General features: G+C 47.9%; 25 protein-coding genes. 14 read left to right on the top strand and 11 right to left on the bottom strand.

Annotated features, from left to right (window positions below):
* Window positions 1–112 precede the first annotated feature (112 nt).
* Complete coding sequence (locus tag ACT6PV_RS02515) at window positions 113–358, bottom strand: SlyX family protein (RefSeq protein WP_445114926.1); 246 nt, start codon at window positions 356–358, stop codon at window positions 113–115.
* 37 nt (window positions 359–395) lie between these two features.
* Between ACT6PV_RS02515 and ACT6PV_RS02510 the strand changes: the two genes are divergently transcribed.
* The 4 genes from ACT6PV_RS02510 (at window position 396) to ACT6PV_RS02495 (ending at window position 5,539) form a co-directional block, all read left to right on the top strand.
* Window positions 396–2,306 carry an ATP-binding cassette domain-containing protein gene (locus ACT6PV_RS02510; protein ID WP_445114925.1) on the top strand — a complete coding sequence of 637 codons (1,911 nt, stop codon included), beginning with the start codon at window positions 396–398 and terminating at the stop codon, window positions 2,304–2,306.
* 489 nt (window positions 2,307–2,795) lie between these two features.
* Entirely contained in the window at window positions 2,796–3,032 is a 237-nt protein-coding gene (locus tag ACT6PV_RS02505; protein WP_445114924.1) for a hypothetical protein, read from the top strand.
* Between the two features lie 315 nt (window positions 3,033–3,347).
* A complete protein-coding gene (locus tag ACT6PV_RS02500; RefSeq protein ID WP_445114923.1) occupies window positions 3,348–4,283 on the top strand; it encodes an LpxL/LpxP family acyltransferase in 936 nt (311 codons plus the stop codon).
* A 149-nt stretch (window positions 4,284–4,432) separates the two neighbouring features.
* Window positions 4,433–5,539: a glycosyltransferase family 4 protein gene (locus ACT6PV_RS02495; protein WP_445114922.1), complete on the top strand. Its 1,107-nt coding sequence runs from the start codon at window positions 4,433–4,435 to the stop codon at window positions 5,537–5,539.
* Between the two features lie 260 nt (window positions 5,540–5,799).
* On the opposite strand, the gene ACT6PV_RS02490 is transcribed toward ACT6PV_RS02495, so the two are convergent.
* Window positions 5,800–6,117 carry a hypothetical protein gene (locus ACT6PV_RS02490; RefSeq protein ID WP_445114921.1) on the bottom strand — a complete coding sequence of 106 codons (318 nt, stop codon included), beginning with the start codon at window positions 6,115–6,117 and terminating at the stop codon, window positions 5,800–5,802.
* A 527-nt stretch (window positions 6,118–6,644) separates the two neighbouring features.
* Between ACT6PV_RS02490 and asd the strand changes: the two genes are divergently transcribed.
* The 5 genes from asd to truA all read left to right on the top strand — a co-directional run bounded on the left by asd (window position 6,645) and on the right by truA (window position 12,580).
* Complete coding sequence (gene asd / locus ACT6PV_RS02485; RefSeq protein WP_445114920.1) at window positions 6,645–7,763, top strand: aspartate-semialdehyde dehydrogenase; 1,119 nt, start codon at window positions 6,645–6,647, stop codon at window positions 7,761–7,763.
* Window positions 7,764–7,903: 140 nt separating this feature from the next.
* Window positions 7,904–9,307: a type IV pilus assembly protein FimV gene (locus ACT6PV_RS02480; RefSeq protein ID WP_445114919.1), complete on the top strand. Its 1,404-nt coding sequence runs from the start codon at window positions 7,904–7,906 to the stop codon at window positions 9,305–9,307.
* Window positions 9,308–9,366: 59 nt separating this feature from the next.
* Window positions 9,367–10,698, top strand: coding sequence for a hypothetical protein (locus ACT6PV_RS02475; RefSeq protein WP_445114918.1), 1,332 nt, complete (start codon window positions 9,367–9,369; stop codon window positions 10,696–10,698).
* Between the two features lie 68 nt (window positions 10,699–10,766).
* Window positions 10,767–11,774, top strand: coding sequence for an asparaginase domain-containing protein (locus ACT6PV_RS02470; RefSeq protein ID WP_445114917.1), 1,008 nt, complete (start codon window positions 10,767–10,769; stop codon window positions 11,772–11,774).
* An 8-nt stretch (window positions 11,775–11,782) separates the two neighbouring features.
* On the top strand, window positions 11,783–12,580 hold the full coding sequence (gene truA, locus ACT6PV_RS02465) for a tRNA pseudouridine(38-40) synthase TruA (protein WP_445114916.1): 798 nt from the start codon (window positions 11,783–11,785) through the stop codon (window positions 12,578–12,580).
* A gap of 23 nt (window positions 12,581–12,603) precedes the next feature.
* Here truA and ACT6PV_RS02460 read toward each other — a convergent pair whose 3' ends face one another.
* On the bottom strand, window positions 12,604–13,611 hold the full coding sequence (locus ACT6PV_RS02460; RefSeq protein ID WP_445114915.1) for an AraC family transcriptional regulator: 1,008 nt from the start codon (window positions 13,609–13,611) through the stop codon (window positions 12,604–12,606).
* A gap of 228 nt (window positions 13,612–13,839) precedes the next feature.
* On the opposite strand from ACT6PV_RS02460, the gene infA reads away from it, so the two are divergent.
* Window positions 13,840–14,061: a translation initiation factor IF-1 gene (infA, locus tag ACT6PV_RS02455; protein ID WP_004718087.1), complete on the top strand. Its 222-nt coding sequence runs from the start codon at window positions 13,840–13,842 to the stop codon at window positions 14,059–14,061.
* A 212-nt stretch (window positions 14,062–14,273) separates the two neighbouring features.
* Here infA and leuB read toward each other — a convergent pair whose 3' ends face one another.
* The 4 genes from leuB to leuC all read right to left on the bottom strand — a co-directional run bounded on the left by leuB (window position 14,274) and on the right by leuC (window position 18,168).
* Window positions 14,274–15,353 (bottom strand): 3-isopropylmalate dehydrogenase, encoded by a 1,080-nt coding sequence (gene leuB / locus ACT6PV_RS02450; protein ID WP_445114914.1) that lies wholly within the window; start codon window positions 15,351–15,353, stop codon window positions 14,274–14,276.
* Between the two features lie 46 nt (window positions 15,354–15,399).
* The gene (locus ACT6PV_RS02445; protein WP_445114913.1) at window positions 15,400–15,960 is read right to left on the bottom strand and encodes a hypothetical protein; all 561 of its coding nucleotides are present in this window, start codon (window positions 15,958–15,960) and stop codon (window positions 15,400–15,402) included.
* A 101-nt stretch (window positions 15,961–16,061) separates the two neighbouring features.
* Window positions 16,062–16,712, bottom strand: a complete 651-nt coding sequence (gene leuD, locus ACT6PV_RS02440) for a 3-isopropylmalate dehydratase small subunit (RefSeq protein WP_445114912.1) — start codon at window positions 16,710–16,712, stop codon at window positions 16,062–16,064.
* Between the two features lie 22 nt (window positions 16,713–16,734).
* Window positions 16,735–18,168: a 3-isopropylmalate dehydratase large subunit gene (leuC, locus tag ACT6PV_RS02435; RefSeq protein WP_445114911.1), complete on the bottom strand. Its 1,434-nt coding sequence runs from the start codon at window positions 18,166–18,168 to the stop codon at window positions 16,735–16,737.
* Between the two features lie 239 nt (window positions 18,169–18,407).
* Between leuC and ACT6PV_RS02430 the strand changes: the two genes are divergently transcribed.
* Window positions 18,408–18,665: a DUF2061 domain-containing protein gene (locus ACT6PV_RS02430; protein WP_445114910.1), complete on the top strand. Its 258-nt coding sequence runs from the start codon at window positions 18,408–18,410 to the stop codon at window positions 18,663–18,665.
* Window positions 18,666–18,875: 210 nt separating this feature from the next.
* Window positions 18,876–19,766 (top strand): LysR family transcriptional regulator, encoded by an 891-nt coding sequence (locus tag ACT6PV_RS02425; RefSeq protein ID WP_445114909.1) that lies wholly within the window; start codon window positions 18,876–18,878, stop codon window positions 19,764–19,766.
* 16 nt (window positions 19,767–19,782) lie between these two features.
* On the opposite strand, the gene ACT6PV_RS02420 is transcribed toward ACT6PV_RS02425, so the two are convergent.
* Both ACT6PV_RS02420 and ACT6PV_RS02415 read right to left on the bottom strand, forming a co-directional pair.
* The gene (locus ACT6PV_RS02420) at window positions 19,783–20,025 is read right to left on the bottom strand and encodes a DUF2789 family protein (RefSeq protein WP_445114908.1); all 243 of its coding nucleotides are present in this window, start codon (window positions 20,023–20,025) and stop codon (window positions 19,783–19,785) included.
* A 170-nt stretch (window positions 20,026–20,195) separates the two neighbouring features.
* Window positions 20,196–20,846, bottom strand: coding sequence for an HAD family hydrolase (locus ACT6PV_RS02415; RefSeq protein ID WP_445114907.1), 651 nt, complete (start codon window positions 20,844–20,846; stop codon window positions 20,196–20,198).
* Window positions 20,847–21,030: 184 nt separating this feature from the next.
* On the opposite strand from ACT6PV_RS02415, the gene ACT6PV_RS02410 reads away from it, so the two are divergent.
* Both ACT6PV_RS02410 and ptsP read left to right on the top strand, forming a co-directional pair.
* Entirely contained in the window at window positions 21,031–21,531 is a 501-nt protein-coding gene (locus tag ACT6PV_RS02410) for an RNA pyrophosphohydrolase (RefSeq protein ID WP_445114906.1), read from the top strand.
* 83 nt (window positions 21,532–21,614) lie between these two features.
* The gene (gene ptsP, locus ACT6PV_RS02405) at window positions 21,615–23,909 is read left to right on the top strand and encodes a phosphoenolpyruvate--protein phosphotransferase (protein ID WP_445114905.1); all 2,295 of its coding nucleotides are present in this window, start codon (window positions 21,615–21,617) and stop codon (window positions 23,907–23,909) included.
* A gap of 73 nt (window positions 23,910–23,982) precedes the next feature.
* Here the strand turns inward: ptsP and ACT6PV_RS02400 are convergent, their stop codons facing one another.
* Both ACT6PV_RS02400 and ACT6PV_RS02395 read right to left on the bottom strand, forming a co-directional pair.
* Window positions 23,983–24,171, bottom strand: a complete 189-nt coding sequence (locus tag ACT6PV_RS02400; protein ID WP_445117003.1) for a DUF7230 family protein — start codon at window positions 24,169–24,171, stop codon at window positions 23,983–23,985.
* Window positions 24,172–24,345: 174 nt separating this feature from the next.
* Window positions 24,346–26,013, bottom strand: a complete 1,668-nt coding sequence (locus ACT6PV_RS02395; RefSeq protein WP_445114904.1) for an acyl-CoA dehydrogenase family protein — start codon at window positions 26,011–26,013, stop codon at window positions 24,346–24,348.
* Window positions 26,014–26,112 lie beyond the last annotated feature (99 nt).

Below are 26,112 nucleotides of genomic sequence, written 5' to 3'. Positions count from 1 at the left end.
TATATTGGATAATGCCGCTGAATACATCCATTCACTTTTTAGAGGCAATCGATGCACAATACAGCAATCATCCATAAACAGTGGATGATGACTCATGCAACATCATGACAGATTAATAATGTGGTGGCCGGTTGGTCAGTGGATCAAATGCGGCAATCCCGTCCGATAGATCAGAAGATTCAACACGGCGATATAACAGCTGCATTTGTTTTTTTAAATCAGCGATTTCGGAACCCTGTTGCACCACCTGGTCATTAAGTTGTTCAACTAAATCATCCAGAAATGCAATTCGGACTTGCAAATCTTCCATGAGTGCGGAAAATGACGCCTGATCATCAGGATTATTTTGCTCAGTCATTTTTTAGTCCTCATTTCAGGATATTTCAGGAAACCATATGGCCTATATTACATTAAGGGATGTTCAGCTTGCATTTGGCGGGCCATTCCTGCTCGATGGCGCGAACTTTACTTTGGAACGTGGCGAACGGGTATGTTTAATTGGCCGTAACGGTGAGGGCAAGTCTACCTTACTTAAGCTGATTGAGGGAAGTCTACTCCCGGACCGCGGTGAAGTCACCCTGCAAAATGGTATCAGTATTTCCATGCTGGCACAGGATGTCCCCATGAATTCCGGCAAAGTCGCCGACATTGTGGCCGATGGTGCAGGAGAAGCCGCCAGGGTTTTAAAACAATATCATGAAGCAAGCGACGCCTGTGTACTGGGCGATATGGAAGCCTGTGACCGCATGGGCAACCTGCAGCATGAACTGGATCAGCTCGATGGCTGGGCACTGGAAAATAAAGTCAATTCAATTTTAAGCAAGATGGGCCTGGATCCGCATGCCGACCTTGCCGACCTGTCCGGCGGTCGTAAGCGTCGCGTGCTGCTGGCCCGGGCATTACTGACCCAGCCGGATGTGCTGTTACTGGACGAACCGACCAACCATCTGGACGTTGAAAGTATTGAGTGGCTGGAAAAATTCCTGTTGGACCAGAACAACTTAACCTTATTATTTATTTCACATGACCGTTCTTTTGTGGACAGCATTGCCACCCGGATTGTGGAACTGGACCGTGGCACACTGCGCAGCTATGAAGGCAACTACTCGCGTTACCTGGAGCTGAAAGCGCAGCAGCTGGAAGCCGAAGAAAAGCAGAATGCGCTGTTTGACAAACGACTGGCAGAAGAAGAAGCCTGGATCCGCCAGGGCATTAAAGCCCGCCGTACCCGGAATGAAGGCCGGGTACGTGCCTTAAAAGAATTGCGTGAAGAGTCCAGGGCCCGTCGCTCCCAGCAGGGCAAAGTCAGCATGGCAACGCAGGATGCCAGCCGTTCCGGCAAACTGGTGTTCGACATTGAACATTTAAGTGTAGCCTTTGGCGACCAGCCACCTATTATTGCGGACTTTTCCGCACTGGTCATGCGTGGTGACCGCATTGGCCTGGTCGGTGATAACGGTGTAGGTAAAACCACACTGATCAAAGCCATTCTGGGTGAACTGGAACACGGTGGTTCGGTCAAAACCGGGACTCAGCTGGAAGTGGCTTATTTTGACCAGTTACGTAATGCGCTGGACCTTGAAAAATCAGTCATGGCCAATGTGTCTGAAGGCTCAGACTTTGTCGATGTTAATGGTAGTCGCCGTCATATCTACAGCTATTTACAAGACTTTTTATTCTCACCTGAGCGTGCACGTACCCCCGTAAAAGCACTTTCAGGTGGTGAGCGTAATCGTATCCTTCTGGCGAAGTTATTGCTTAAACCGTCTAATCTTATTGTGATGGATGAGCCCACCAATGACCTGGACATGGTGACCCTCGAATTACTGGAGGAAATGCTTGGCGACTACAAAGGCACACTGTTGCTGATCAGCCATGACCGTGCATTTATGGACAATGTGGTGACATCCACCTGGGTATTTGATGGTAAAGGGCATATTGCTGAATACATCGGTGGTTATCAGGACTATTTACAGCAGCGCCCGGATGAAAAAGTGGTCGACCAGAAAGCCGATGTCAAAAAAGCACAGGCCAAAGCTGAAGCAGCGGCTCAGACCACCGCGACACAGCCAAAGAAAGTCAAACTGAGCTATAAGGATCAGCGTGAACTGGAACAATTGCCTGCAGAAATTGCAGCTCTGGAAAAAGAACAATCTGAATTGACTGCAAAACTTGCAGATGGTTCCTGGTTTGTGACTGATGCAGATGCAGCGACCAAAGCGTCGCAACGACTTGGCGAGATTGACGAACTGATGCTTGAAAAAATGGAACGCTGGGATGCATTAGAAGAAATGAGCAAAGGTTAATTCTTTTAAAATCTCCAAATAAAAACTCCGCAAAGATGCGGAGTTTTTATTGAGCCTGCCGACATTAAAACCAACAACACATAATAAGCCCGTCAAAAAACTCATACACATGAATATAATTTCTCTTAATTAAATCAATTGTATGAAGAAATTAGTTGTTTGATTACAAAAAACTTTCATTGCCACATTTTGCCTTGAAAATTTGAATAAGTCTGCGTAGGGGATGCCAAACCTTGCGCTGCAAACAAGGCTGTGCTTTGTTTTTGCCCAGACTCAATTCAGGTTAAAATGACGGCAACACCTTACTGATTAAAATTAAATAAAACTTAAAAAATCAAAACACTTACCATTCCCCTCTCATCTTACCAATGATCATTTCATTTCTACTGATTTTTGCTACAAGCACTTCATGATGTTTCCATACAAATCCACCAGGATATGATGATCGGATCCAGTTCAGATCCCGAATTATTTAGTGAGAATATGACCATGAAAAAAGTTACATCATTACTTGTTGCCGCATTCACCACCGCAATTTTCGCAGGTTCTGCAATGGCTGCAACCCCGGTTCAGCAAGCGCCTGCTAAAGTCACCACGCATCAGAAACAGCAGCATAAGCCAGTTCATGCTGCAACACATAAAGCCACAGTACATAAAAAAGCGGCAAAAACTGAAACCGGCACAACCGCTGCAACGACCGGAACCCCGACCCCGGCGGCAAAATAACACAGCCGCTGTTCATATTCACAGCAACATACACGGCCTTCGCCACAGTCCTTCCGGATGAGTGGCCAGGCCTTTACTGTGTTCAGTCACTGAAAAGCAAAATAGCAAATACCGGAGAAAAGATTGCTGCCGGGTCCTTCTTCATTATCAGGGGGGCAGTCTGTGCAGAACCATCTGCAATACCATAAAAAACCCGCTGAATGTGTCCAGATTACCGCTTTAATCTGAATGGTTACCGCTGACTGCTTTATCCTTTAAAAACAGAACATGCTACACTCTGCACAACTTTTCACTGAATGAATACGCACCACAGCTATGAGCGAGCAACAGCACTATCAGCCCGGCAGATTTTACTGGACTTTTCTACTCCCACACTACTGGGGCGTCTGGATTGCCATGCTGTTTCTAATGCTACTGGCCATTTTACCGTGGGCGATTCAGCACCGACTGGGCACATTTCTTGGTCAACTGGCCTTTCGATACTTAAAATCACGGCGAAAAACCACAGTTCGCAACCTGGAAGTCTGTTTCCCGGAATGGTCTGCCGATCAGGTGCAGGACAACGCCCGTCAGGTATTTGTGGACATGATGCTTGGTGTCTTTGAAACCCTGAATGCCTGGTATTCACCACAGTGGTTTAAAAACCGGGTCAGTATTGAAGGACTGCAACACATTACACAGCCGCAGGCTGCAGGCAAAGGGGTGCTGTTACTCGGTACACACAGTACGCTGCTGGATGCCGGTGGTTATATCTGCTCAAAATATTTTGATCCTGATGTCGTGTATCGCCCACAGAATAATCCTCTGCTGGACATGCTGATTTACCGTTGCCGGTCCACCATTTACAAAGCACAGATTGATCATGACGATATGCGGGGCCTGATCCGCCACCTGAAAAACACCGATGCCATCTGGTACAGCCCGGATCAGGATTTCGGCCTTAAGCAGGGCGTCATGGCGCCTTTCTTTGGAATACCGGCAGCCACCGTTACCGCACACCGCAGGCTGCTGAAAATTTCCGGTGCCGTTGCAGTGCCCTTATATTTTTATCGTCATGGGGAAATTCAGAATCCGAAATATCGTATTCTGATTGAGCCAGCAGTTGCCCATCTGCCAGGTGAGGATGAAGTCGATGATGCCACCCGGGTCAATCAGATTATTGAAAATCAGCTGCGTATTGCACCCACTCAGTACATGTGGTTCCATCGTCGTTTTAAGACACGGCCAGAGGGCTATGAAGAAATTTATTGATACAGATAACAACTGTCTTAAACCGAAAGTGAATCCAGCTCCGGTTTAAGATACGATTCAGACACTTTAGCGCAGGCATCCTGCCGCCACACCACGATAGCAATTTCAGGTTCTGAATTTAAATTTCCAGATATTTAAAAGGTATAAAAATGAAAGTGATGCAACTGCTTCCTGAACTGAACAGTGGTGGGGTTGAACGCGGCACCCTGGAAATTGCCCGCGCACTGGTGGCCAGTGGCCATGAATCACTGGTGGTGTCTAATGGTGGACGGCTGGTCGCCCAGCTGGAAGCGGAAGGCTCCCGGCATCTGAACCTGGCCATTCATAAAAAATCACTGTCCAGCCTATGGCAGATCCGTCCGCTGCGCCGGCTGATTCAGCAGCATCAACCGGATATTGTGCATGTCCGTTCCCGTGTTCCGGCCTGGCTGACCCATTTTGCCCTGAAAGGCATTCCGGCGGCTCAGCGTCCCCACCTGATCAGCACTGTACACGGTTTTTATTCGGTGAACCGGTACAGCGCCATCATGACACAGGCAGAAAAAGTAATTGCTGTCTCGGACAGTGTGGTGAAATATATTACTGATCATTATAAAAACTGCCCGCCTGAAGATATTGTCAGAATTTACCGCGGAATTGATCCCAGGGCCTTTCCTCATGGCTATCAGCCTTCTGCCCAATGGATTCACCAGACCTTTGCGGACTTCCCACAGCTGGAAAATAAATTTTTAATCTGCCTGCCCGGGCGGATTACCCGCTTAAAGGGCCATGAAACACTGATTCATCTGATACAGAAACTTCAAGCCGACTACCCTGACCTGCATGCCGTTGTAGTCGGTGGTGCTGACACCCGAAAAGCCGCTTATCTGGATGAACTGGAAACAAACATTCAGTCGCTGGGACTGACTGATCGGATCACCTTTACCGGGCATCGCCCGGATATCCGTGAATGGCTGGCGTTCAGCAATGTGGTGCTGTCGCTTTCCAGTCAGGCTGAAACCTTTGGCCGGACGGTGCTGGAAGCTTTATCTGTCGGGACCCCTGTCATTGGCTGGAATCGGGGCGGAGTCGCAGAAATTCTGAATCGCCTTTATCCTCAGGGCTTAATTGATGTGGATGACCAGGCAGCGCTGCTGCACGCCATCCGGCAGCAAATGGATACGCCGCAGCAGATTGCCCCGGTGACTGAATTCAGCCTGCAGGACATGTGTGATCAGACCATTGCCCTGTATGACCAACTGCTAAAATCCGGCTGATACAGAACATCAAAAACCGGAGCTCTCAGCAGGTTTTGCCTTTTCCGATGCTGCAAAGGTTCCGGCCTGTCATATATTCACCCAACTCGGGTTTGATCCACGGCAGGCGGGAAAATGCCTGAATATGGATATGGATATGATCTTTTTTGAAATGCCTACCTGATTTTTCATCAGCGTTAAAATAATAGGGTCAGAAAACGTTCAAATAACAAACCATTCAGCCGAATGCTTCTGTATGCTCCTGTCAGCCTGCCCCTGTTTCAACCTTTCCATAGCTTGAATTTTGCCATCAGCCAGATCATCAGCGGCCAGAAACTGGTATTAATGATGTCATGCAGACTCGCGCCAACCCGCCAGTAACCATGATTAAATAAATCATCGCGGGCATCGAACAGTTCAGCCGCAACGGCCACAATCACCACAGCCCACATGGCCAATTGTGATTTCAGCTGCCGCTTATGAAAAAATGCAACAATAAAGAAGACCAATAAGCCTGCATAGATATGCAGAGCATCACGGTCAAGACCGGTCAGATGAATAATATAAATTTTGAATTCCTGAAAACTGGATAAATGCATAACACCCCTGAGTTGCCATGACGCATATTTTAAATATCTCAGGACAAGCATAACCTGGGTTCTGCATCCTGCAAAACCCAGGTTGATGAGGTTGTGCTTTCAGATCTTATTGTTATTATGGGCGGTATTCCATACCATCATCATATCCATGATGTTCTGTCCATCGGCGTCGTCTTCCTTAATGGGATATTCCATTCCCGATTCCCTGTGCCGATGAATACAGAATACGTATTTTGATCAGGCCAGACCATTCGTCCAGGCCTAAATCCATGTAAGCAAATGCTTACATCATTCAATACACCACCACACCATGCAGCGGGTTTTCAGTTTTGTCATCGTTGCTGACATTTATTATTTTCTTACTTTTTGCCCATCGCTGAATTTATTTCAGCATGTGCATGTAAAATAATCAGGTAATCCTGCAGATTTTTTCCAGCATTTTCATAATGCGGCGCTTGCAGTTACACATCCTTTTGGTACACTCAAACCCCCTTTTAATTTTTTTTAACGCACCGAGGCAAAGTGACATGAAAGCAGGTCTGGTCGGATGGCGCGGGATGGTGGGTTCCGTCCTGATGCAACGTATGGTTGAAGAAAATGATTTTGCTCATTTTGAACCATTCTATTTCTCTACCAGTAATGCAGGTGGTGAAGCGCCTGCATTTGGCGGAAAGACCGCCCCGGCACTGATGGATGCAACAGACATTGACAGTCTGAAGCAGATGGATGTCATTATTACCTGTCAGGGTGGCGACTATACCTCGGAAGTGTTTCCAAAGCTGAAAGCTGAAGGCTGGAATGGTTACTGGATTGATGCTGCATCCACATTGCGTATGAATGATGAGGCCATCATTGTACTGGACCCGGTTAACCTGAATGTCATCAAAGACGGACTGGCCAATGGCACAAAAGTCTTTGTCGGTGGCAATTGTACTGTTTCATTAATGCTGATGGCGGTGGGATCACTGTTTCAGCAGAATCTGGTGGAGTGGATGACCGCCATGACCTACCAGGCGGCATCAGGCGCCGGAGCGCAGAATATGCGGGAACTGATCAACGGTATGGGTTATCTGTATAACAATACCCGTGACCTGCTGGATGATCCAAAATCTGCAATTCTGGATATTGACAGTAAAATTGCTGAATTACAGCGTGGCGAAAACTTCCCTGCGGCCAATTTTGGTGTGCCTTTAGCCGGCTCGCTGATTCCCTATATCGACAAACAGCTGGAAAGCGGTCAGTCCAAGGAAGAATGGAAAGGTCAGGTAGAAACCAATAAGATTCTGGGAAATGCTCAGATTGTTCCTATTGACGGTCACTGTGTACGTATTGGAGCAATGCGCTGCCACTCTCAGGCATTGACCCTGAAACTGAAAAGAGATGTTCCGCTGGATGAAATTGAAGACATGATCGCTCAGTCAAACCCGTGGGCAAAAGTGATTCCGAATACCCGTGAAGCATCCATGACTGATCTGACGCCGGTTGCAGTTACAGGGACACTGAGTATTCCTGTAGGCCGCTTACGCAAGCTGAATATGGGCAAGGAGTACCTGGGCGCATTTACCGTAGGTGACCAGTTACTGTGGGGGGCTGCAGAACCCTTACGCCGCATGCTCCGCATTCTGATTGAATACAAAAATACATAAATCAGCCCTGCTGAGAATGAAAAGCCGATCACGTTTGATCGGCTTTTCATGTAACTGAAGAGTTAAAATTTTACATTCGGATAACATCCCGGTATTGTATACTTTTGCTGCCCTGAACTTCATCTGAGTTATGGATAGAGATGACTGTATATAACAAATTAAAAATTGCCATTTTAGCCATCATTTCTTCGCAATCAATTGGTGCGATTATACTTGATCCCATTCAGATTCAGTCCGGTTCAGGTGATTTGCTGTATGCAGAAATGAAATTCCATCAGGCCAGTCCCGACTCAAAACTGGAAGTGGGACTGGCTGATCCTGAAGATCTGATGACGCTGGGCGTGAGCCATAAACCACCCGGTCATTTAAATTTCTTTACCCGGCGTTCCAGTGATGGCAGCGGTGTCATTGTCATTACCTCGTCCCGGCCCGTGACCGAATCCGAACTGAATATTCTTGTCAAAATTAAAGAAGGCAATGCCACCCGGATTCAACAGGTTAAAGCCCCGCTGGGCAGAAGCAAAACATCAGACACGCCGACACTCAGTAACACTGAACAGAAACTGACGCCACAGATGATTGTCAGTGAAAAGGATATTGCCCTGAATCTGCCAGTCAGCACACAATACCAACCCACTGCAACAACAGTTGATTCAGGTACTGCAACAGCCAGCACTGCTCAATTGCCGGCAATCAGTATCAGTGCGCCGCCCACGACATCATCTACAGCTGCCCTAGCTCAGACAGGCACTGCAACGACCACAGCTCAGACTGCAACGGTTTCAGGGTCTGAACCTGTTACTGCATCACAGGCTGCAAATCCAGCAGTTGCAGTGGCTGCACAAACAACTGCAGAGCATTCCCAAAAACAGACAACAGCCACCGGAACCCATACGGCCAGATCTGCATCCGCAAAATCAGATTCAGAAAAATCAAGCACAACAAAATCAGGTTCAGCAAATCAGCATAAGTCTGCTCAGACCGCTAAAGTCACCAACCCAAAACAACAGCATGTGGTCCGGGCAAATGAGTCACTGTGGAAGATTGCATCACAGATTGCAGCAGAAACCAATCAGAGCATTCCCGCTGTCATGCGTCAGATTAAAGCCAGCAATGAGCATGCGTTTATTCAGGGAGACGCCAATCGTATCCGTCAGGGAGTTGCCATTAATCTGGCTGCCGGCTATCAGCCCATATCCGCACAGAAAAAAGCAGCTTCCACCACCCCGGCAACGGCTCAGAAACAGTCAGGTAAAGCAAAATATAAGCTGAATCAGGCAGAAATGAGTATTGTTGCTGAGACTGATCAGAACGCCGGGCATGGCACAGCGACAAAAGGCAGCCAGCAAAACCGGAGCACTGCTGAATTATCTGCAAAAGTTATGACAGCCCGTGAAAAAACAGTTAAATTACAGCAGAATGTCTCGCAACTGGCTCTGTCACTGCAACAGAAGAATCATCGAATTCAGTTACTGAATTCACGGCTTGCTCAGTTGCAGCAGCAATTACAACAGCAAAACCATGCGAAAAAGTCAGCACACTGATGCATTATTATTTTTGAGGAAAATCAGCCATGACTGATTTTCCGTAAAGGGGTTAAATTATGTTGTACGTGATTCCTTTTGTCTTATTACTGGTCGTCGCGATTATTCTAAAAAAGCGTGAAGATGCCAGTAAGGGCAGCAGTCCTGAAAAAACCAGAAAGACCAATGGCAAAAAGACGACCAGGAAAACAGCTGTCCGCCCCACTCGGACACCCCGTGCTCCGCAGCCACAGAACAGCAATGTAGTCGTCGAAGATCAGACCATCATTGCCAGCAAGACGACAACCCCCTTAACAGCTGAGTTCAAACAGAAAATTGAACAACTGATCCATGAAAAAAACTACTTTTCAGCAGAAGCCCGGATCAATCAATCGCTGAATCAGGACAATTCACAACACGAATTATATTTATATCTGCTGGATATTCATCTAGCGCATAAGGATGAATTTGCAGTCAATCAACTGCTGAATCATATCCGCTCACTGGCACTGAATGACATTCTGGTTCAGGCCGAAGCCAGAAAGAAAGCATATGATGAACAACATCAGACGGCACAGACCGATGCCATTGAATTCAAACCTGAATCAGCCACAGCACAACCTGACCGACAATTCCGGTCAAATGCGGCATTTGATGCATTGGTCAATGCGCCGGACATACAGCATCAGCAGAACAGTGCTCAGCCATTCCCCGGTGAACCGGCTTCACTGAAACTGACCGCAGAGACTGCACCGGATCGCTCACAGGAATTGGCTCAGTCTGAACCACTGGCAACAACAGTACAAAACCCCGATATTCAAAGCGCTGATGTTCAAGACCTGAACACTCAAAACCTGAGTATTCAAACGCCAGGCATTCAGAATCCTGCCAGCCCGCAAGTAAACACAGAAAATACAGTTCAGCCACTTGAGTTTAACTTTAGCTTTGAAAAAACTGTCCCTGACACTACTCCGGCAGCTGCCGATGAAACCACAACCGTTGCAGACCCGCAGTCCCCTGTCATCCCACCACTGGAATTCAGTTTTGAACTGAGCCCGAAAGAAGACACGACGGACAAGCCACCCGAACTGATCGAGCCGGCTGTTGCTGAAACAGCGACCGATGAAACCGCAACGATGACTGACATACCTGCGGCAGTTCCCCTGACCCTGCAACTGGAACCACTTCAACAAGTGGAGACAACATCTGCGGATAGCACTGATCCATTGCCAGCCATATTTCCAGAGCTGTTACAGGTCAATGAGATACAGCTCAATCTGGAGCTAGCCGAACAATATATTGCATTGGGGGCTTTTGATTCGGCACGTCAGCTGTTGAGTCAGAGCCCGCAACTGTATTCTGACGAACAACGCAGACAGTCACAAAACTTACTCAATCTCATAGCTTCTTAAAATAATTCGTTTTAAGATGAAGCAGTCATTTATGACTGCTTTTTTATGATGATGAAAAAAATATTGCAATGAAAACATATGATGAAAAACTGAATGAAAAAATTGCCTTAATTTATATGGGCGGCACCTTTGGATGCACAGGCACGCCACTGGCCCCCATGCCTGAAGCGTTTTTTTTACCGCAGTTGCAACGTGTGCTGCCGCCATTTCAGCAAATCACCTGTTTCACGGCCCCCTCCGTCATTGACAGCAGTGCCTGTACCGCCGAAGACTGGCTGAAATTAATCCAGCAGATCCAGCGCCTGCAACAACAGGATTATCAGCGTTTTGTGATTATTCATGGGACTGATACCTTAAGCTATGCAGCAGCAGTGCTGGCACAGTTCTTACAACAATCCTGCCACGTGGTTGTAACAGGCAGTCAATATCCGCTGCTGAATACACCGGGGGATGACACCCGGGAATTTACCGATGCCATTGACAATTTAAACACTGCACTGGACTATGTGACCCGTGCCCCTGCCGGTGTATATCTGGCCTTTTACCATCAGGTGTTCCATGCCGGCACTGCATTGAAAGTACATACCACTGCACTGGATGCCTTCCGCGGGCAGAAGGTGGACAAAATAGACCCATCACCCAATGCCCGACAGCAGCCTGCATTTACTGTACACACTTCGCATGTGCACCAGGTCCGTGATTTAAACATCATCAACTGGATGATGTTTCCCATCACCCGGGAGCAACTTGCACAGAATCTGAAAAATCTGCTCAGCTCGCCGCCCCACGCCCTGATCATTCAGGCGTACGGCACCGGGAATCTGGCCGTCAATGCTGAAATTATTCACAGTTTTCAACAGCTGCAGCAGGCAGGCTGTGTGGTGATTCTGTCCACCCAGGTTCCACTTGGCGGGATCGATCAGCGCTATGCCATCAGTCAGTGGGTTACAGATGCCGGAATTCTGGTCAGTGATGCACTCAGCCAGGCAGATCTTTATGCCAGAATTCTGAAAAGTTATTTACAATACCCGACGCTGGCGCAATGGCATCAGCATTGGTATCCACCTTCTGAATAGAGATCATTATGCAACGTTTTGCTATGGGGATTGAGTTTTGTGGTATGCGCTATAAAGGCTGGCAAACGCAGCAGCCCGGTGTCCGCAGCATCCAGCAGACCATGGAAAACGTACTCAGTAAAATTGCCGATGAACCCATTATCCTGCATGGTGCAGGCCGGACGGATGCCGGCGTGCATGCAACCAATATGGTGGCGCATTTTGATACCCATGCCATACGGCCCATTCGTGGCTGGCTGATGGGTACCAATAGCCAGTTACCGAAAGACATTGCCATTCAGTGGATCAGGGAAATGGATCAGGACTTTCATGCCCGCTTTAAAGCCCAGGCACGGCGTTATCGCTATGTGGTTTATAACCATCCGAGCCGTCCGGCACTGCTGCACAAACAGGTGACCCATGCCTACTACGCGCTGGATGTCGACAAAATGATTGAAGCGGCCGGTAAATTTGAGGGCGTGCATAATTTTGAAAGCTTCCGGGCCGCAGCCTGTCAGTCAAACCAGCCGGTCCGTCATGTAACACATTGCCGTCTGATCCGTCACGGCGCTTATCTGGTGCTGGATATTCAGGCAGATGGCTTTTTGCACCACATGGTCAGGAATATTATGGGATGTCTGCTTGAAATTGGTCAGGGCATGTATGAAGTTGAGCATATTGATGCCATCTTTGCCGCAGAAGACCGCAAAGCCGCAGGCATTACCGCCCCGCCGGATGGCTTATATTTTATTCAGGCTGATTATCCTGAACAATTTGCCTTACCGCATGTGCCCCTCGGGCCTCACTGGTTAAATTTGCCTGAATAAGCCATAAGGCAATCAAACCCGTTTTAACGCTGCTTACGCTTCCGGTATTCCACCGGCGTTTCATTGGTCCAGCGCTTAAAGGCCCGATAAAACGTACTCGGTTCGGAAAACCCGGTCAAATACACAATCCGCTCCACACTTTCCCGGGTATTGGCCAACAGTTTTTTGGCCAGACGACAGCGATAATCTGAAAGAATCTGCTGAAAACTGGTATTTGCCTCAGAAAGCTGAGTCCGTAAACGGCGTGGGGTAATATTCAACTGTGCTGCAACCGTCTCCAGTGTGGTTTCACCACTTTCCAGGGTTGAACCAATGGCACGGCGAACCTCTCCCACCAAATCATAGCGGGCGAGTTCCTGTAATTTTTCAAGCGCCAGTTGCTCATGCAGCTGCAGCAGCTCAGGTTCAGCCTGCCACAACGGATATTCCATGATGGATGCATCAAAATACAGGCGGGTTTCCTTTTGCCCCAGACTCACCGGACATTCATAGACCCGAAAATATTCATCATCCGCAGCACCACTGCTGAAATTGAAATCAATATAAATCGGTGCAAAACGCCCTTCGGTAATGAATTTAAAAAACCGTAGAATTCCGGAAATGGCACACTCAGAGAAATGGCGATTGACAAGATTATCCGACCAGGAATGTTCGCCATTGGTCAGGTAACAACGGCCATCTTCAATCACCAGCTTTGCGTGAAAAGCATCACTGATCAGACGCTGATACGCCAATGCCCGTTTCAGCCCTTCTCCAAAATTTTCACTTGAAATAAACAGATGTTCAATCACCTGCCCCCGATACAGCGGCAAATGCTCTCCCAGGTGCAGACCGATATCGGGATCCTTACTGACTTCTTCAGCAGCCACCCAGAATGCATATTGCGCACTCAGCGGTGTACGGGCATTCTGATCCAGCTGATTCAATGCCACACCAGCCTTTGTCAGAATTTCTTCCGTCGGCAATCCCGCACGACGGATTGCCTGATAGCCTAACCGTAAAACAACTGAAGCATCTGTTAGCTGACCCACGTAATGCCCTTCCCTGTATGTTATTCATTTATACCAGAAACATGGATTTTAGATTACAGTCGATTGACCATGCTGACAACAATTATCCGCAACTTTTTGTAGAATTTTTTTAATGATTTGCTGGTCAATTATGCAGATATCAGGCCACTGTAAACAGCCGTTTGCCTTGTGTTTTTCAAAAAAATTGCCTATAATTTGCGCCTTTCCAATTTGATCATCAGGTAGGCTATGGCCAATAAAGAGGAACTTATCGAGTTCGAAGGCGTTGTCACCGAAACGCTTCCTAATACCATGTTCCGTGTACGTTTAGAAAACGGTCACGAAGTGATTGCCCACATTTCCGGTAAAATGCGTAAACATTACATTCGTATTTTAACGGGAGATAATGTAAAAGTGGAAATGACTCCATACGATCTGACCAAGGGTCGCATCACTTACCGCGCACGCTGAGTTTTAGTGTAAGCAAAGCCACCTTCGTGGCTTTTTTAATGTCCCGAAGTCGGGACTACCTCCAGGCCTACTGATGCATATCAGAATTGCCTGGATGCTTTCTCAGCAGAAATGACTGTCATGGTGAACCACACGCAGGTGTCAGCTCAGAACTCATGATCAATAAAAAACGCAGCTCAATGGCTGCGTTTTAAACTCAGACACTGATCGGATCAGGCCAGTGCCGCAATCACGGCATCTCCCATTTCAGATGTTCCGACTTTTTTCATCCCCTCAGACATGATATCAGCTGTCCGTAATCCCTGATCCAGTACACGCCCCACCGCAGCCTCAATGGCACTGGCAGCGGCCTCCTCCCGGAAGGTATAACGCAGCATCATGGCAACAGACAGAATGGTGGCCAGTGGGTTTGCCAGATTCTGACCTGCAATATCCGGCGCAGAACCATGACACGGCTCATACATACCTTTGCCATTTTCATCCAGCGATGCAGAAGGCAACATACCAATTGAACCGGTCAGCATGGCAGCCTCATCGGACAGAATATCACCAAACAGGTTGCCGGTTACAATCACATCAAACTGTTTCGGTGCGCGTACCAGCTGCATTGCTGCATTATCCACATACATATGTGACAGCTGAATATCAGTATATTGCTGTTCCTGCAGTGCAGTCACTGTCTGTTTCCATAATTCAGTCACTTCCAGTACATTGGCCTTGTCCACAGAACAGACCTTACTGCCACGCAGACGGGCAAGTTCAAACGCCACCTTTGCAATCCGTTTAATTTCAGATTCGGCATATACATCGGTATTAAAACCCTGTTTTTCGCCGTTTTCGAGCTCACGGATGCCCCGTGGCTGACCAAAATAAATACCGCCGGTCAATTCACGGACAATCAGGATATCCAGTCCTGCCACGATTTCAGCTTTCAGACTGGAGGCATCCGCCAGTTGTGGATACAGAATTGCAGGACGCAAATTGGCAAACAGGTTTAACTCACTGCGGATTTTTAATAAACCCCGTTCCGGGCGGATGGAGCGCTCTATATTGTCCCATTTCGGGCCACCGACAGCCCCCAGTAAAATGGCATCTGCTTTTTTTGCCTGCTCAGCAGTCACAGCCGGATACGGTTCACCATGCGCATCAATGGCAGCCCCGCCCAGCAGGCCCTGCTCCCAGCTTAAACCCAGTTGAAACTGATCATTGACACGGGTTAATACTTTTTCTGCTGCGGCAATAATTTCCGGACCAATTCCATCACCGGCCAGAATCAAAATTTGTTTAGACATCTATGTGTTTCCATCTGATGATCAGCAGCATGGCTACTGAGTGAGTTTAAATTTTCTGCTCGATAAATTCGCTGACCCCCGTCACCACATTATAAGGGCGACAAAAACGGCGAATGGTGCGCTGTTCCTGCAACATATCCACACATAAGGGATTCGGAGCAGAAACATTCAGCAGACTGCCCGAATCCCGGGAGCGCTGACGGTACATTTTAAAGGTATAACGCTGATTTTCCTTAAAATTATGAATAATATGAAAAACTTCAGCATGCTGCTGTGAAATCGGATAAAACCGGATCACCATTTCATATTGCTGTGCAGGAATGGTTAAATAAGTCCCCTTCTGATCAGGCCGGTCCGCCATCTGCCTGACATAGGCTTTTTTCATGGCCTCCGAGGTCACCCGATGTGATTTTTCATCCACAATAATCAGCCCGTTCAGGCGCCCGAATTCACAGATTTCAGCACCGGCACAATACACCTGGACCGTGTTCCGGTTATGTTGCTTCTTATCTGTCTGTATCATCCGCATTGCATCCATCGACTGGCAGGCACTCAGTACCAGCCCCACCAGACCAACTAAAACACGATAACCTAAGACTCTGGTCATTGTTGCCGCCCAACCTCACTCAATGAGTAAACACTAAATACATATGTATCGTTATACCCGCATGTTAGCAAGAGTTGGACGCTCAGGCTATGTTTAAAATCTCAGGCCTGAATGTCCCGAAAAATCCAGGGACGGGACTGCCGGGTCTCTGCTTCATAAGTGCGAATGTCATCTGCCACCTGAAGGGTCAGTCCAATGTCATCCAGACCATTTAACAGACAGTGCTTTCTGAATTCATCCACTTCAAATTGAAAGATTTCTCCGCCGGGTGTGCGTACTTCCTGTGCCTGCAGGTCAATGGTCAGCTGATAGCCTTCTGTCGTTGCACATTCACGGAACAGCTGATCTACAATGGTTTCAGACAAAACCACCGGCAACATCCCGTTTTTAAAACAGTTATTAAAGAAAATATCGGCAAAGCTGGAGGCAATGATGGTTCTGAACCCATATTCATTCAACGCCCACGGCGCATGTTCACGACTGGAACCACAACCGAAATTCTGGCGTGTAATCAGCACTGAAGCCCCCTGATAACGCGGTAAATTCAGCACAAAATCAGGGTTTTTCGGCCGTACTGAATTATCCTGACCGGGATAACCTTCGTCCAGATAACGCAATTCGTCAAATAAGTTATCACCAAAGCCAGTCCGCTTAATCGATTTCAGAAACTGTTTCGGAATAATCAAGTCGGTATCCACATTGGCACGATCCAATGGTGCAACAATACCCTGTTCAACAGTATAAGCTTTCATATTTTGCTCCCTTTAGACCTGATCAGAATGAACGGACATCAACAAAGTGGCCGGCAATTGCTGCTGCTGCCGCCATCGCCGGACTGACCAGATGGGTCCGACCGCCATTGCCCTGACGTCCTTCAAAGTTACGATTGGAAGTCGAGGCACAGTGTTCTCCCGGTTGCAGCTTATCGGCATTCATGGCCAGACACATGGAACAACCCGGCTCACGCCATTCAAAACCGGCTGCAGTAAAGATTCTGTCCAGTCCTTCCTGTTCTGCCTGTTGCTTGACCAGACCTGAGCCCGGCACCACCAGCGCCTGTTTAATTGAATCTGCAACTCTGCGTCCTTTGACCACTTCAGCTGCTGCACGGATATCTTCAATACGTGAGTTGGTACATGAACCAATAAACACCCGATCCAGCTGAATATCCGCCAGTGACTGACCGGCCTGCAGTCCCATATACTGGTAAGCACGTGTCCAGTCATTACGCTGGACTTCATCCTGCGCCTGCTCCAGTACAGGAACCCTTTTGGAAACAGCAACCACCATTTCAGGAGAAGTTCCCCAGGAAACCTGCGGTTCAATGTCTTCACCCTGCAATTCCACCACTGTATCAAATTCAGCATCGGCATCAGAATGCAGTGTATTCCAGTAGGCAACCGCAGCATCCCACTGCTCACCTTCCGGTGCATAGTTCCGGCCTCTGACATATTCAATGGTCTTGTCATCCACAGCGACCATACCAACCCGTGCGCCTGCTTCAATGGCCATATTACACACGGTCATCCGGCCTTCAATGGACATGTCACGAAACACCTGCCCGCCAAATTCAATTGCATGCCCTGTTCCACCTGCGGTACCAATTTTGCCAATAATGGCCAGTACCACATCCTTTGGCGTCACACCACGGCCCAATACGCCGTCCACACGCACCAGCATATTTTTCATTTTCTTCTGAATCAGACACTGTGTCGCCAGCACATGTTCAACTTCCGAAGTTCCAATTCCATGTGCCAGACAGCCAAACGCACCGTGTGTTGCCGTATGTGAGTCACCACAGACCACCGTCATGCCCGGCAATGTCAGGCCCTGTTCAGGACCGACCACATGTACAATCCCCTGACGGATATCATTGATCTTAAATTCTGCAATATGAAATGCATTACAGTTATCATCCAGGGTCTGAACCTGAATACGGGACGTATTGTCTTCAATTCCGGCAATGCCCTGCTCACGTTCTTTTTTCGAAGTCGGAACATTATGATCAGGCGTAGCGATATTTGCACTTAAGCGCCACGGCTGACGACCGGCAAGCTGCAGGCCTTCAAAGGCCTGTGGCGAAGTGACCTCGTGCAATAAATGCCGGTCAATATACAACAGGCTTGAACCATCCTCCTGTTGTTTAACCAGATGGTCATCCCACAATTTGTCATACAGTGTTTTTGCTTTTTCGGTTTTGCCTGCCATGTCGATGCACTCCATAGAACTGGGTATCCTGCTGTTTACAGCCCATTATACTCCCCAAATAACATAAATCTAATTTATCATTTTTATTAATCTTAAAACTTTATGGAATCATTTATACTGTAAACCGCAGCACTTTCATAAAATTTAATGCACCAGATCACATAAAGGCAAAATTCTTATTTACAAATTAAATGATAATGATTATTATTTGCAAATATAGATCAAAAATGGTGATTGCCATGATGTTCCTTCAGCGTTTTTTCAATAACAACCAACGGACCCTGAAAAAAACTTTCAGTTACTATATTATGCATATTACAGTTGCAATGCTGGTGGCCTATGCTGTGACAGGTAATTTCTGGATGGCCATCACGCTGAGTCTGATTGAACCGACTGTACAGGCCATTGCCTTTTTCTTCCATGAGAAAGTATGGAACCGGACAGAGTCCGGCGCACAACCCATGAATCAGGCAGTCATCCACAGCTCTGAACCCTGATGAGCCAGGTGGATAATGACCTGACCAGCACCACCGAAACCATATATTCATGGCCTGACATGGTTCTGACGGTGCCTTAGAGCATCGGCACTTCCGTCAGGCCTGAACATAAGACCTCCATCATTATTTCGACTCATTATTATTTTGATTAATTTAAAAAAGTTTTGAATAATAAAATTCTCATAAAAAAACTTTATGGATGTAAATATCATGAATCTTGCTGCCTTTGACGCCTTTGTAAAAGTGATGGAAACTGGATCAATTTCCACGGCTGCAGATTTACTGTTTATTACCCAGCCAGCCGTGACCAAACGCATTCACTGTCTGGAGCAATACTTTGGGGTGAAATTATTTGAGTCGGCAGGACGGGGAGTACAGGCAACCCATGCAGCCAACTCACTGTTGCCAAAAGTCAAAAACTGGTTAAATGAACTGGGTGATATTCACCATACCCTGAGCCATGAACAACGCCAGGCGCAGGGCAAACTTAAAATCGGCACCAGTCATCACATCGGCTTACATCATCTGCCCATGCACCTGAAAGACTATGTGCATCAGTTTCCGGACGTTACACTGGATGTGCATTTTGTTGACTCTGAGCAGGCCCATGAACAGGTCTTTTCAGGTGACCTGGAACTGGCCTTTTTAACCCTGCCGCCACAACTGGATGACCGGCTGAACTACGTCACGCTCTGGAATGATCCACTGATTTTTGTGGCAGCACCCTTTCATCCGCTGGCACATAAAAAAAACCTGAAACTGGAGGATTTAATCCCCTATCCTAATTTACTGCCTGCGCCACAGACCTATACCAGTCAGATTACATTATCAGTGTTTGAAAAACAGGGGCTGAAGCCGGAGGTGATCATGAGCAATAACCCGCTTGAATCAATCCGTATGCTGGTGTCCATTGGCCTGGGATGGTCGGTTCTCCCAAGAACACTGCTGAATCAGGATTTACAGCAGCTGGATATTAATCTGGAAATAAACCGTCAGCTGGGCATGGTATGGCATCCGGCCCGTACACAATCCAGGGCCGCATCCGAATTGATTCAAATGATGAAGCCACTCCCCACAGCGGGAAATAGCCCTCCGTTATAATACAGCGAGAATCCACTTATTTCAGTGAATCTTCATGCAGGGCTTCGTTTAACTGATCCACAACAATGGCCCACTCACCATCTGACCGGATTTTTTCCTCCAGGAACTGACGCTGTGCTTCACTCCAGTAAGTTGCCTGTGTGATTAAGGTTCCTGCATCCAGCTGATGCGTGCCAATAAACTCAGTAATGGCCGCTTCGCCTGAATCCAGGCCCAGTTGTTCAAACAAACTGGTCATTGCCGGTCGTAAACCATTCATTTTGAATCTCCATCAGTCGTAGTATTGAGTAATCGCAGTAGGTCTTTCATTCATCATTTTACGTTTTAAGGCTGTCTAAAACCATATTCAGCATCCGGACAACTGTATCATTTTCATTGATGACAATCCCCGGATGACCACGGCAGTTCATGTCCACGGCATCCGGATCATCAGATGGACCAGTCCTGTATGTCCCAGTGCTGCTGTCTGGCCAGCGCCTCCAGTCGATCATCCGGATTGACTGCTATGGCATGATCCGCATATTGCAGCAGGAAACTGTCGTTGATTGAATCTGAATAAGCCCAGCTTTCTGAAACCGTACGACCCGCCAGCCATTGCTCCAGTCGTGTCAGCTTGCCCTGCTGATAACAGGGAATTCCTGCAACTTTGCCGGTATATTGACCGTCCACCACTTCGGCATTGGTCGCAATAATGTCACTGATTCCAAATGCATGAAATATCGGTACCGTAATAAAATCACTGGTTGCGGTAATCCCGACAATCACATGGCCCAGTTCCCGGTGTTTCTTAATCATGTCAAATCCACGCGGTCTCATCCGGGGCCTGATGACGTTCTGCATGAACAACTGATGCAGCCCGGTTAAATAGGTCCGGTCATGCTGCGTCAGAAATTGAAAGACAAATTGGTTATAGGCCACCGGATCCAGCTGCCCGGCTTTGTAATCTTCATAGAATGCATCATTCATCTGACGGTGATGAACCGGATCCACCAGGCCTTCACTGATCAGAAACTCACCCCAGGCATGATCAGAGTCCGTATTTAACAAGGTATGATCTAAATCAAACAGCGCCAGTTGCATGAAAATTCCCGTTCAAACTGAAATTTAAGAAAAAAAATGTAAATCTATCTCCGCTAATCAGCAGAAATTCGTTAAGATCATAGCAATTTTAAAACATTTTTACTTTGAACTTTTCGAGCCGGATATAAAAGAGTGGATGTCCCCGAATACAAAGTCAATAAATTTGATATATTTTAGGTGCCAGATGATCGACTCAGAAGGTTTCCGACCCAATGTCGGGATCATTTTGGCAAATGATATTGGACAGGTTTTATGGGCAAAGCGCATTGGTCACAATGCATGGCAATTTCCTCAGGGCGGAATCCAGCGTGGCGAAACCCCTGAACAGGCGCTCTACAGAGAACTGCGGGAAGAAGTCGGGCTGCTGCCGGAACATGTCCAAATAATTGCACAGACTGACGACTGGCTGCATTATCGTTTGCCACTCCGATACATCCGATCTGATTCGGACCCGGTATGTATTGGACAAAAGCAAAAGTGGTTTTTACTGAAACTCAACGTGCCGGCGAAAAACATTCAGCTGGACCTGTCTGATCCGCCGGAGTTTGATCAATGGCAATGGGTCAGCTATTGGTACCCGCTTGGACAGGTGGTCAATTTCAAACGCGATGTCTACCGCCGGGCCATGCTGGAACTCTGTATGCATTTGCCACAGCAGTCGCCTGAAAATTCTGCAAAAATGTGAATGATTTTTGAAAACAGTGCTGTTATAAATGCTGTTATCCACCCTGTTTCCCAAACCTCAGCCCCATTTCAGGAGCGCACTACATGTCGAACATGCAACTGGACACACTAAGACGCATTGTGCAGGAAATCAATGCATCGGTCAGTCTGCATGATTCACTGGAAATTATGGTCAGTCAGGTGTCTGAGGCCATGCATGTGGATGTCTGCTCCATCTATTTACTCGACGAACGTAATCAGCGCTATGTGCTCATGGCTACCAAAGGCCTGAACCCTGAAGCTGTCGGCAATGTATCGCTCCAGCTGGGTGAAGGCCTGGTCGGTCTGGTCGGTCAGCGCGAGGAAATCGTCAACCTGGAAAATGCGCTCAAACATGAACGCTTCAGCTATTTCCCCGAAACCGGCGAGGAAGTCTATAACTCATTCCTTGGTGTCCCGGTCATGTACCGGCGTAAAGTCATGGGCGTGCTGGTGGTGCAGAATACTGAACCGCAGGATTTCAGCGAAGCGGCGGAATCCTTCCTGGTTACCCTGTGCGCCCAGCTGTCCGGCGTCATTGCCCATGCCCATGCCGTAGGAAATATTGATGTCTTCCGCAAAGTCAATAATGTTCCAAACTTTAAAACCTTCCAGGGCTCTTCCGGTGCCGGCGGCATTGCGCTGGGTCGGGCAATTATTCTTTACCCACCGGCGGATCTGGCCGCAGTGCCGGATCGTGAAGCTGATGATATCAGTGAAGAACTGACATTACTCGACCAGGCGGTTGCATCGGTCAGGGATGAAATCCAGTCCCTGGATGAAAAAATGCAGGACTCGCTGATGTCCGAAGAACGGGCATTGTTCAGTGTATTCCTGCGCATGCTCGATGAAAATGCCCTGCCGGCTGAAATTAAGGAACTGATCCGTGGCGGCAACTGGGCACAGGGTTCTGTAAAGCGGGTGATTGACCGGCATATTGCCCTGTTTGCACAGATGGAAGATGATTACTTACGTGAACGGGTGTCAGACCTGAAAGACCTGGGCCGGCGCATCCTTGCTTCCCTCCAGGAAGCGGATGCCAGTCACCGGGAAATCACCACAGAAAGCATCCTGGTCGGTGAGGAAATCAGCACCGCGGCACTTGTGGAATTGCCGGTGGATAAAATTGCCGCCATTGTCACCTCCGAAGGCGCTGCAAATTCACATATGGTCATTGTGGCCCGTGCGCTTGGCATTCCTACCGTTGTCGGTGTCACCGAACTGCCTGTCAACAGCCTGGATGATGCAGAAATGATTGTGGATGCCTACCAGGGACGTATATTTGTGAACCCGCCACGGCGCCTGCGGCAGCGTTACCGGGAAATCCAAAAAGAAGAAGAACAGATCGCCAAGGATTTAAAACAGTATGAGACCCGGGATGCCATTACCCCGGATGGTGTTGCCGTGAAACTGTTCGTCAATACCGGCTTAATGATTGATGTGGTTCGTGGTGTACAGCGGGGTGCCAAAGGTGTGGGGCTGTATCGCTCTGAAATTCCCTTTATGTTGCGTGAACGCTTCCCCGGTGAAGAGGAACAGCGGGCCCTTTACCGCCAGCAGCTGAGCCACTTTGCCAACAAACCGGTGATCATGCGCACCCTGGATATCGGTGCAGACAAGGACCTGCCTTATTTTGAGATTGAAGAAGATAATTCAGCACTGGGATGGCGCGGCATCCGTTTCACCCTGGACCATCCTGAAATCTTTTCATCACAGATCCGGGCCATGCTGAAAGCCAGCATTGGCCTGAACAATCTGCATATTCTGCTGCCGATGGTCACCAGTGTCAGTGAAGTGGAAGAAGCACTGTATTTGCTTGAGCGTGACTTACAGGCTGTGCAGGAAGAAGAACAGGTTAAAATCAATAGACCTAAAATCGGGATTATGGTGGAAGTGCCCAGTGTCCTGCTGCAGATTGGTGAATTTGCTGAGTTGGTGGATTTCTTCTCGGTCGGTTCCAATGACTTAATTCAGTATTTACTGGCGGTTGATCGGAATAATCCACGTGTTTCCGGGGTTTATTCACATTTTCATCCTTCCATTATCCGGGCTTTGCAGCAACTGGTTGCCGAATGTCATAAATACGAAAAGCCGGTCAGTGTCTGCGGTGAAATGGCAGGTGATCCACTGTCTGCAATTCTGCTGATGGCAATGGGCTTCAACACCCTGTCCATGAGCTCCAGCAATATTCTGCGGGTTCGTAAGGCAATCTGTCATGTTCCCATGACGGATGCGGTACAGTTACTGGAGAATGTCATTAAAATGGACAATCCATTAATTATAAAAAGCTGGATGGAGTATTATTTCAGGAATCATGGCCTGGGAGATATGGTGAAATCGAATCGAATGCTGACTGTCTGATAGCAGCTGTTTAAAGCAGGGAATGTCCAGGACTGAAGATATTGAAGGAAAACTGAGCGTACCTCAGACTAAATCAGGCACCAATAAACGGCCATAAAGAAGGGCGATCATCCTCAGAATATCGCCCTTGCTTATGCTTGCTATAGCCACGTTTTACATTTTTCTTTCGATCTGTAAACACCTGGCTTTTATTCACTTCATGCATATATTTTGCCACAAAATTATGCACCACCACTTCAGATTGCTGTTTTTTCCTTGCCATATTCCTCACCTTCAGGCTGTGGATTTGATTCATGGGATTTCCCAGGAGGGTGATATTACGCTTTTCTACACAGAATACAAGCGCTTCACGCCCAGCCGCTGTAACCTGGCGATTGCTGTCTGTAGAGATATAACTTTTATACTGTGGCACTCATCATTCATCTGCTGACAACTATCAGCTCGCCAGTGCCCGTTGCAGTAATCTGTCCACATCCACCGACCGGGCATCCACTATTCCGACAACCCGCCCATGAAATACACTGTATCGCGTCTGAATAAATGCATCACTGACAAATGCCGGGGCATGCTGTTTCAGTAAAACGGCCTGTGCCAATATCACCAGCCGGCTGACCAGACTACGGGCCATAAACTGCATTTCATCCGAATTCAGACTGCTGAATAATTGAAACAATGCCTGTAATTCATGTTGTAATACAGCATCCTGCCCTGCAGTTTCAGCAAATGACCGGAAAAGCAGCTCAATCGACTCACGTTCCCGCCCAATGGCACGCAGTACGTCCAGGCACATAATATTACCCGAACCCTCCCAGATGGTATTGACCGGAGCTTCCCTGAAAATACGTGCCATAATGCCGGTCTCAACATAGCCATTGCCACCAAACACCTCCATGGCTTCACCACTGAGTTCCACAGCACGCTTGCAAATCCAGAACTTGGCAGCCGGGGTCATGATCCGTTTCCATGCCAGCGACAGATCATCCTGATTTTCATAGCAATGCGCCAGATGGAAACTCAGCTGCATGGCTGCCTCTGTTTCCAATGCCAGATCCACCAGTACCGCCTGCATTAATGGCTGCTCAGCCAGAGTCCTGCCAAAAGCACTGCGCTGTCGGGTATAGGCCAGGCACTGCACCAATGCCTGCCTCAGCATGGCGCACGAACCTAAGGAACAGGTCAGTCGGGTATAGTTTGTCATCTCAATAATGGTTGGAATGCCTCGCCCGGCTTCACCGATCATGATGCCCCAGGCCTCCCTGAACTCCACTTCCGAGCTTGAGTTGCTCCGATTCCCCACTTTGTCCTTTAAGCGCTGAATATGAATCTGATTCTTCCGGCCATCCTCCAGCCAGCGGGGAACATAAAAGCATGCCGGACCATCCTGCTCTGTCTGTGCCACCACCAGGTGGGCATCGGACATGGGTGCTGAAAAAAACCATTTATGCCCGGTCAGCAAATAAGCTTTGCCCCTGCCGGATGCAGCAATCGGACGGGCCGTAGTCTGATTGGCACGGACATCCGAGCCACCCTGTTTCTCAGTCATGCCCATACCAAGCCAGATCGATTTTTTCTGTGCAATGGGAAGATCACGCGCATCATATTCCGTTGACAGCAATTTCTGACCAATTTTCTCCCATAATTCAGGTTCGCGCTGAATCAGTGGAATACTGCCCAATGTCATTGCAGCCGGACAGAGACTGCCACTTTCCACCTGGGCCGCCACAAAAAACCGTGCTGCCCATGCCACCCAGCCCGCCTGCGGCGCAGACGGTAAAAAAGGATAGGCATGCACCGCATACTGCCGATTCAGTGCCATCCACCGATGCCATGCCGGATGAAATTCCACCAGGTCACTGCGATGCCCGCGGGCATCAAAGGCATGTAACTCAGGTGAATGCCGATTCGCCTGTTCAGCATAGGCATAATATTCAGCAGATCCGGCGATCTGTGAAAACTCAGACAGCTGCGCTTGTTGCCGACAGCCATAACGTTGCAGAATGTCCTGTAACACCTGATCCGTATCAGCCAGGTTATAGTCAGTCAGCTCATCAAACTGATTGGTGATGGCATGGGTTTCCCCATTGTTGTTATAAGTTATCTTCATTCAGACATCCTGTCCCATACTGCCAATTATTTTAATTCAGTATAAAAGCAAATGACATCCGGCAGGTTCATGTTTTGTTAATAACGGGTTTGATCAATA

This window comes from Acinetobacter sp. WZC-1, from assembly GCF_052544965.1.
Note: the sequence above shows the minus strand (reverse complement) of the source record. Positions and strands in the feature narration are given on the sequence as shown.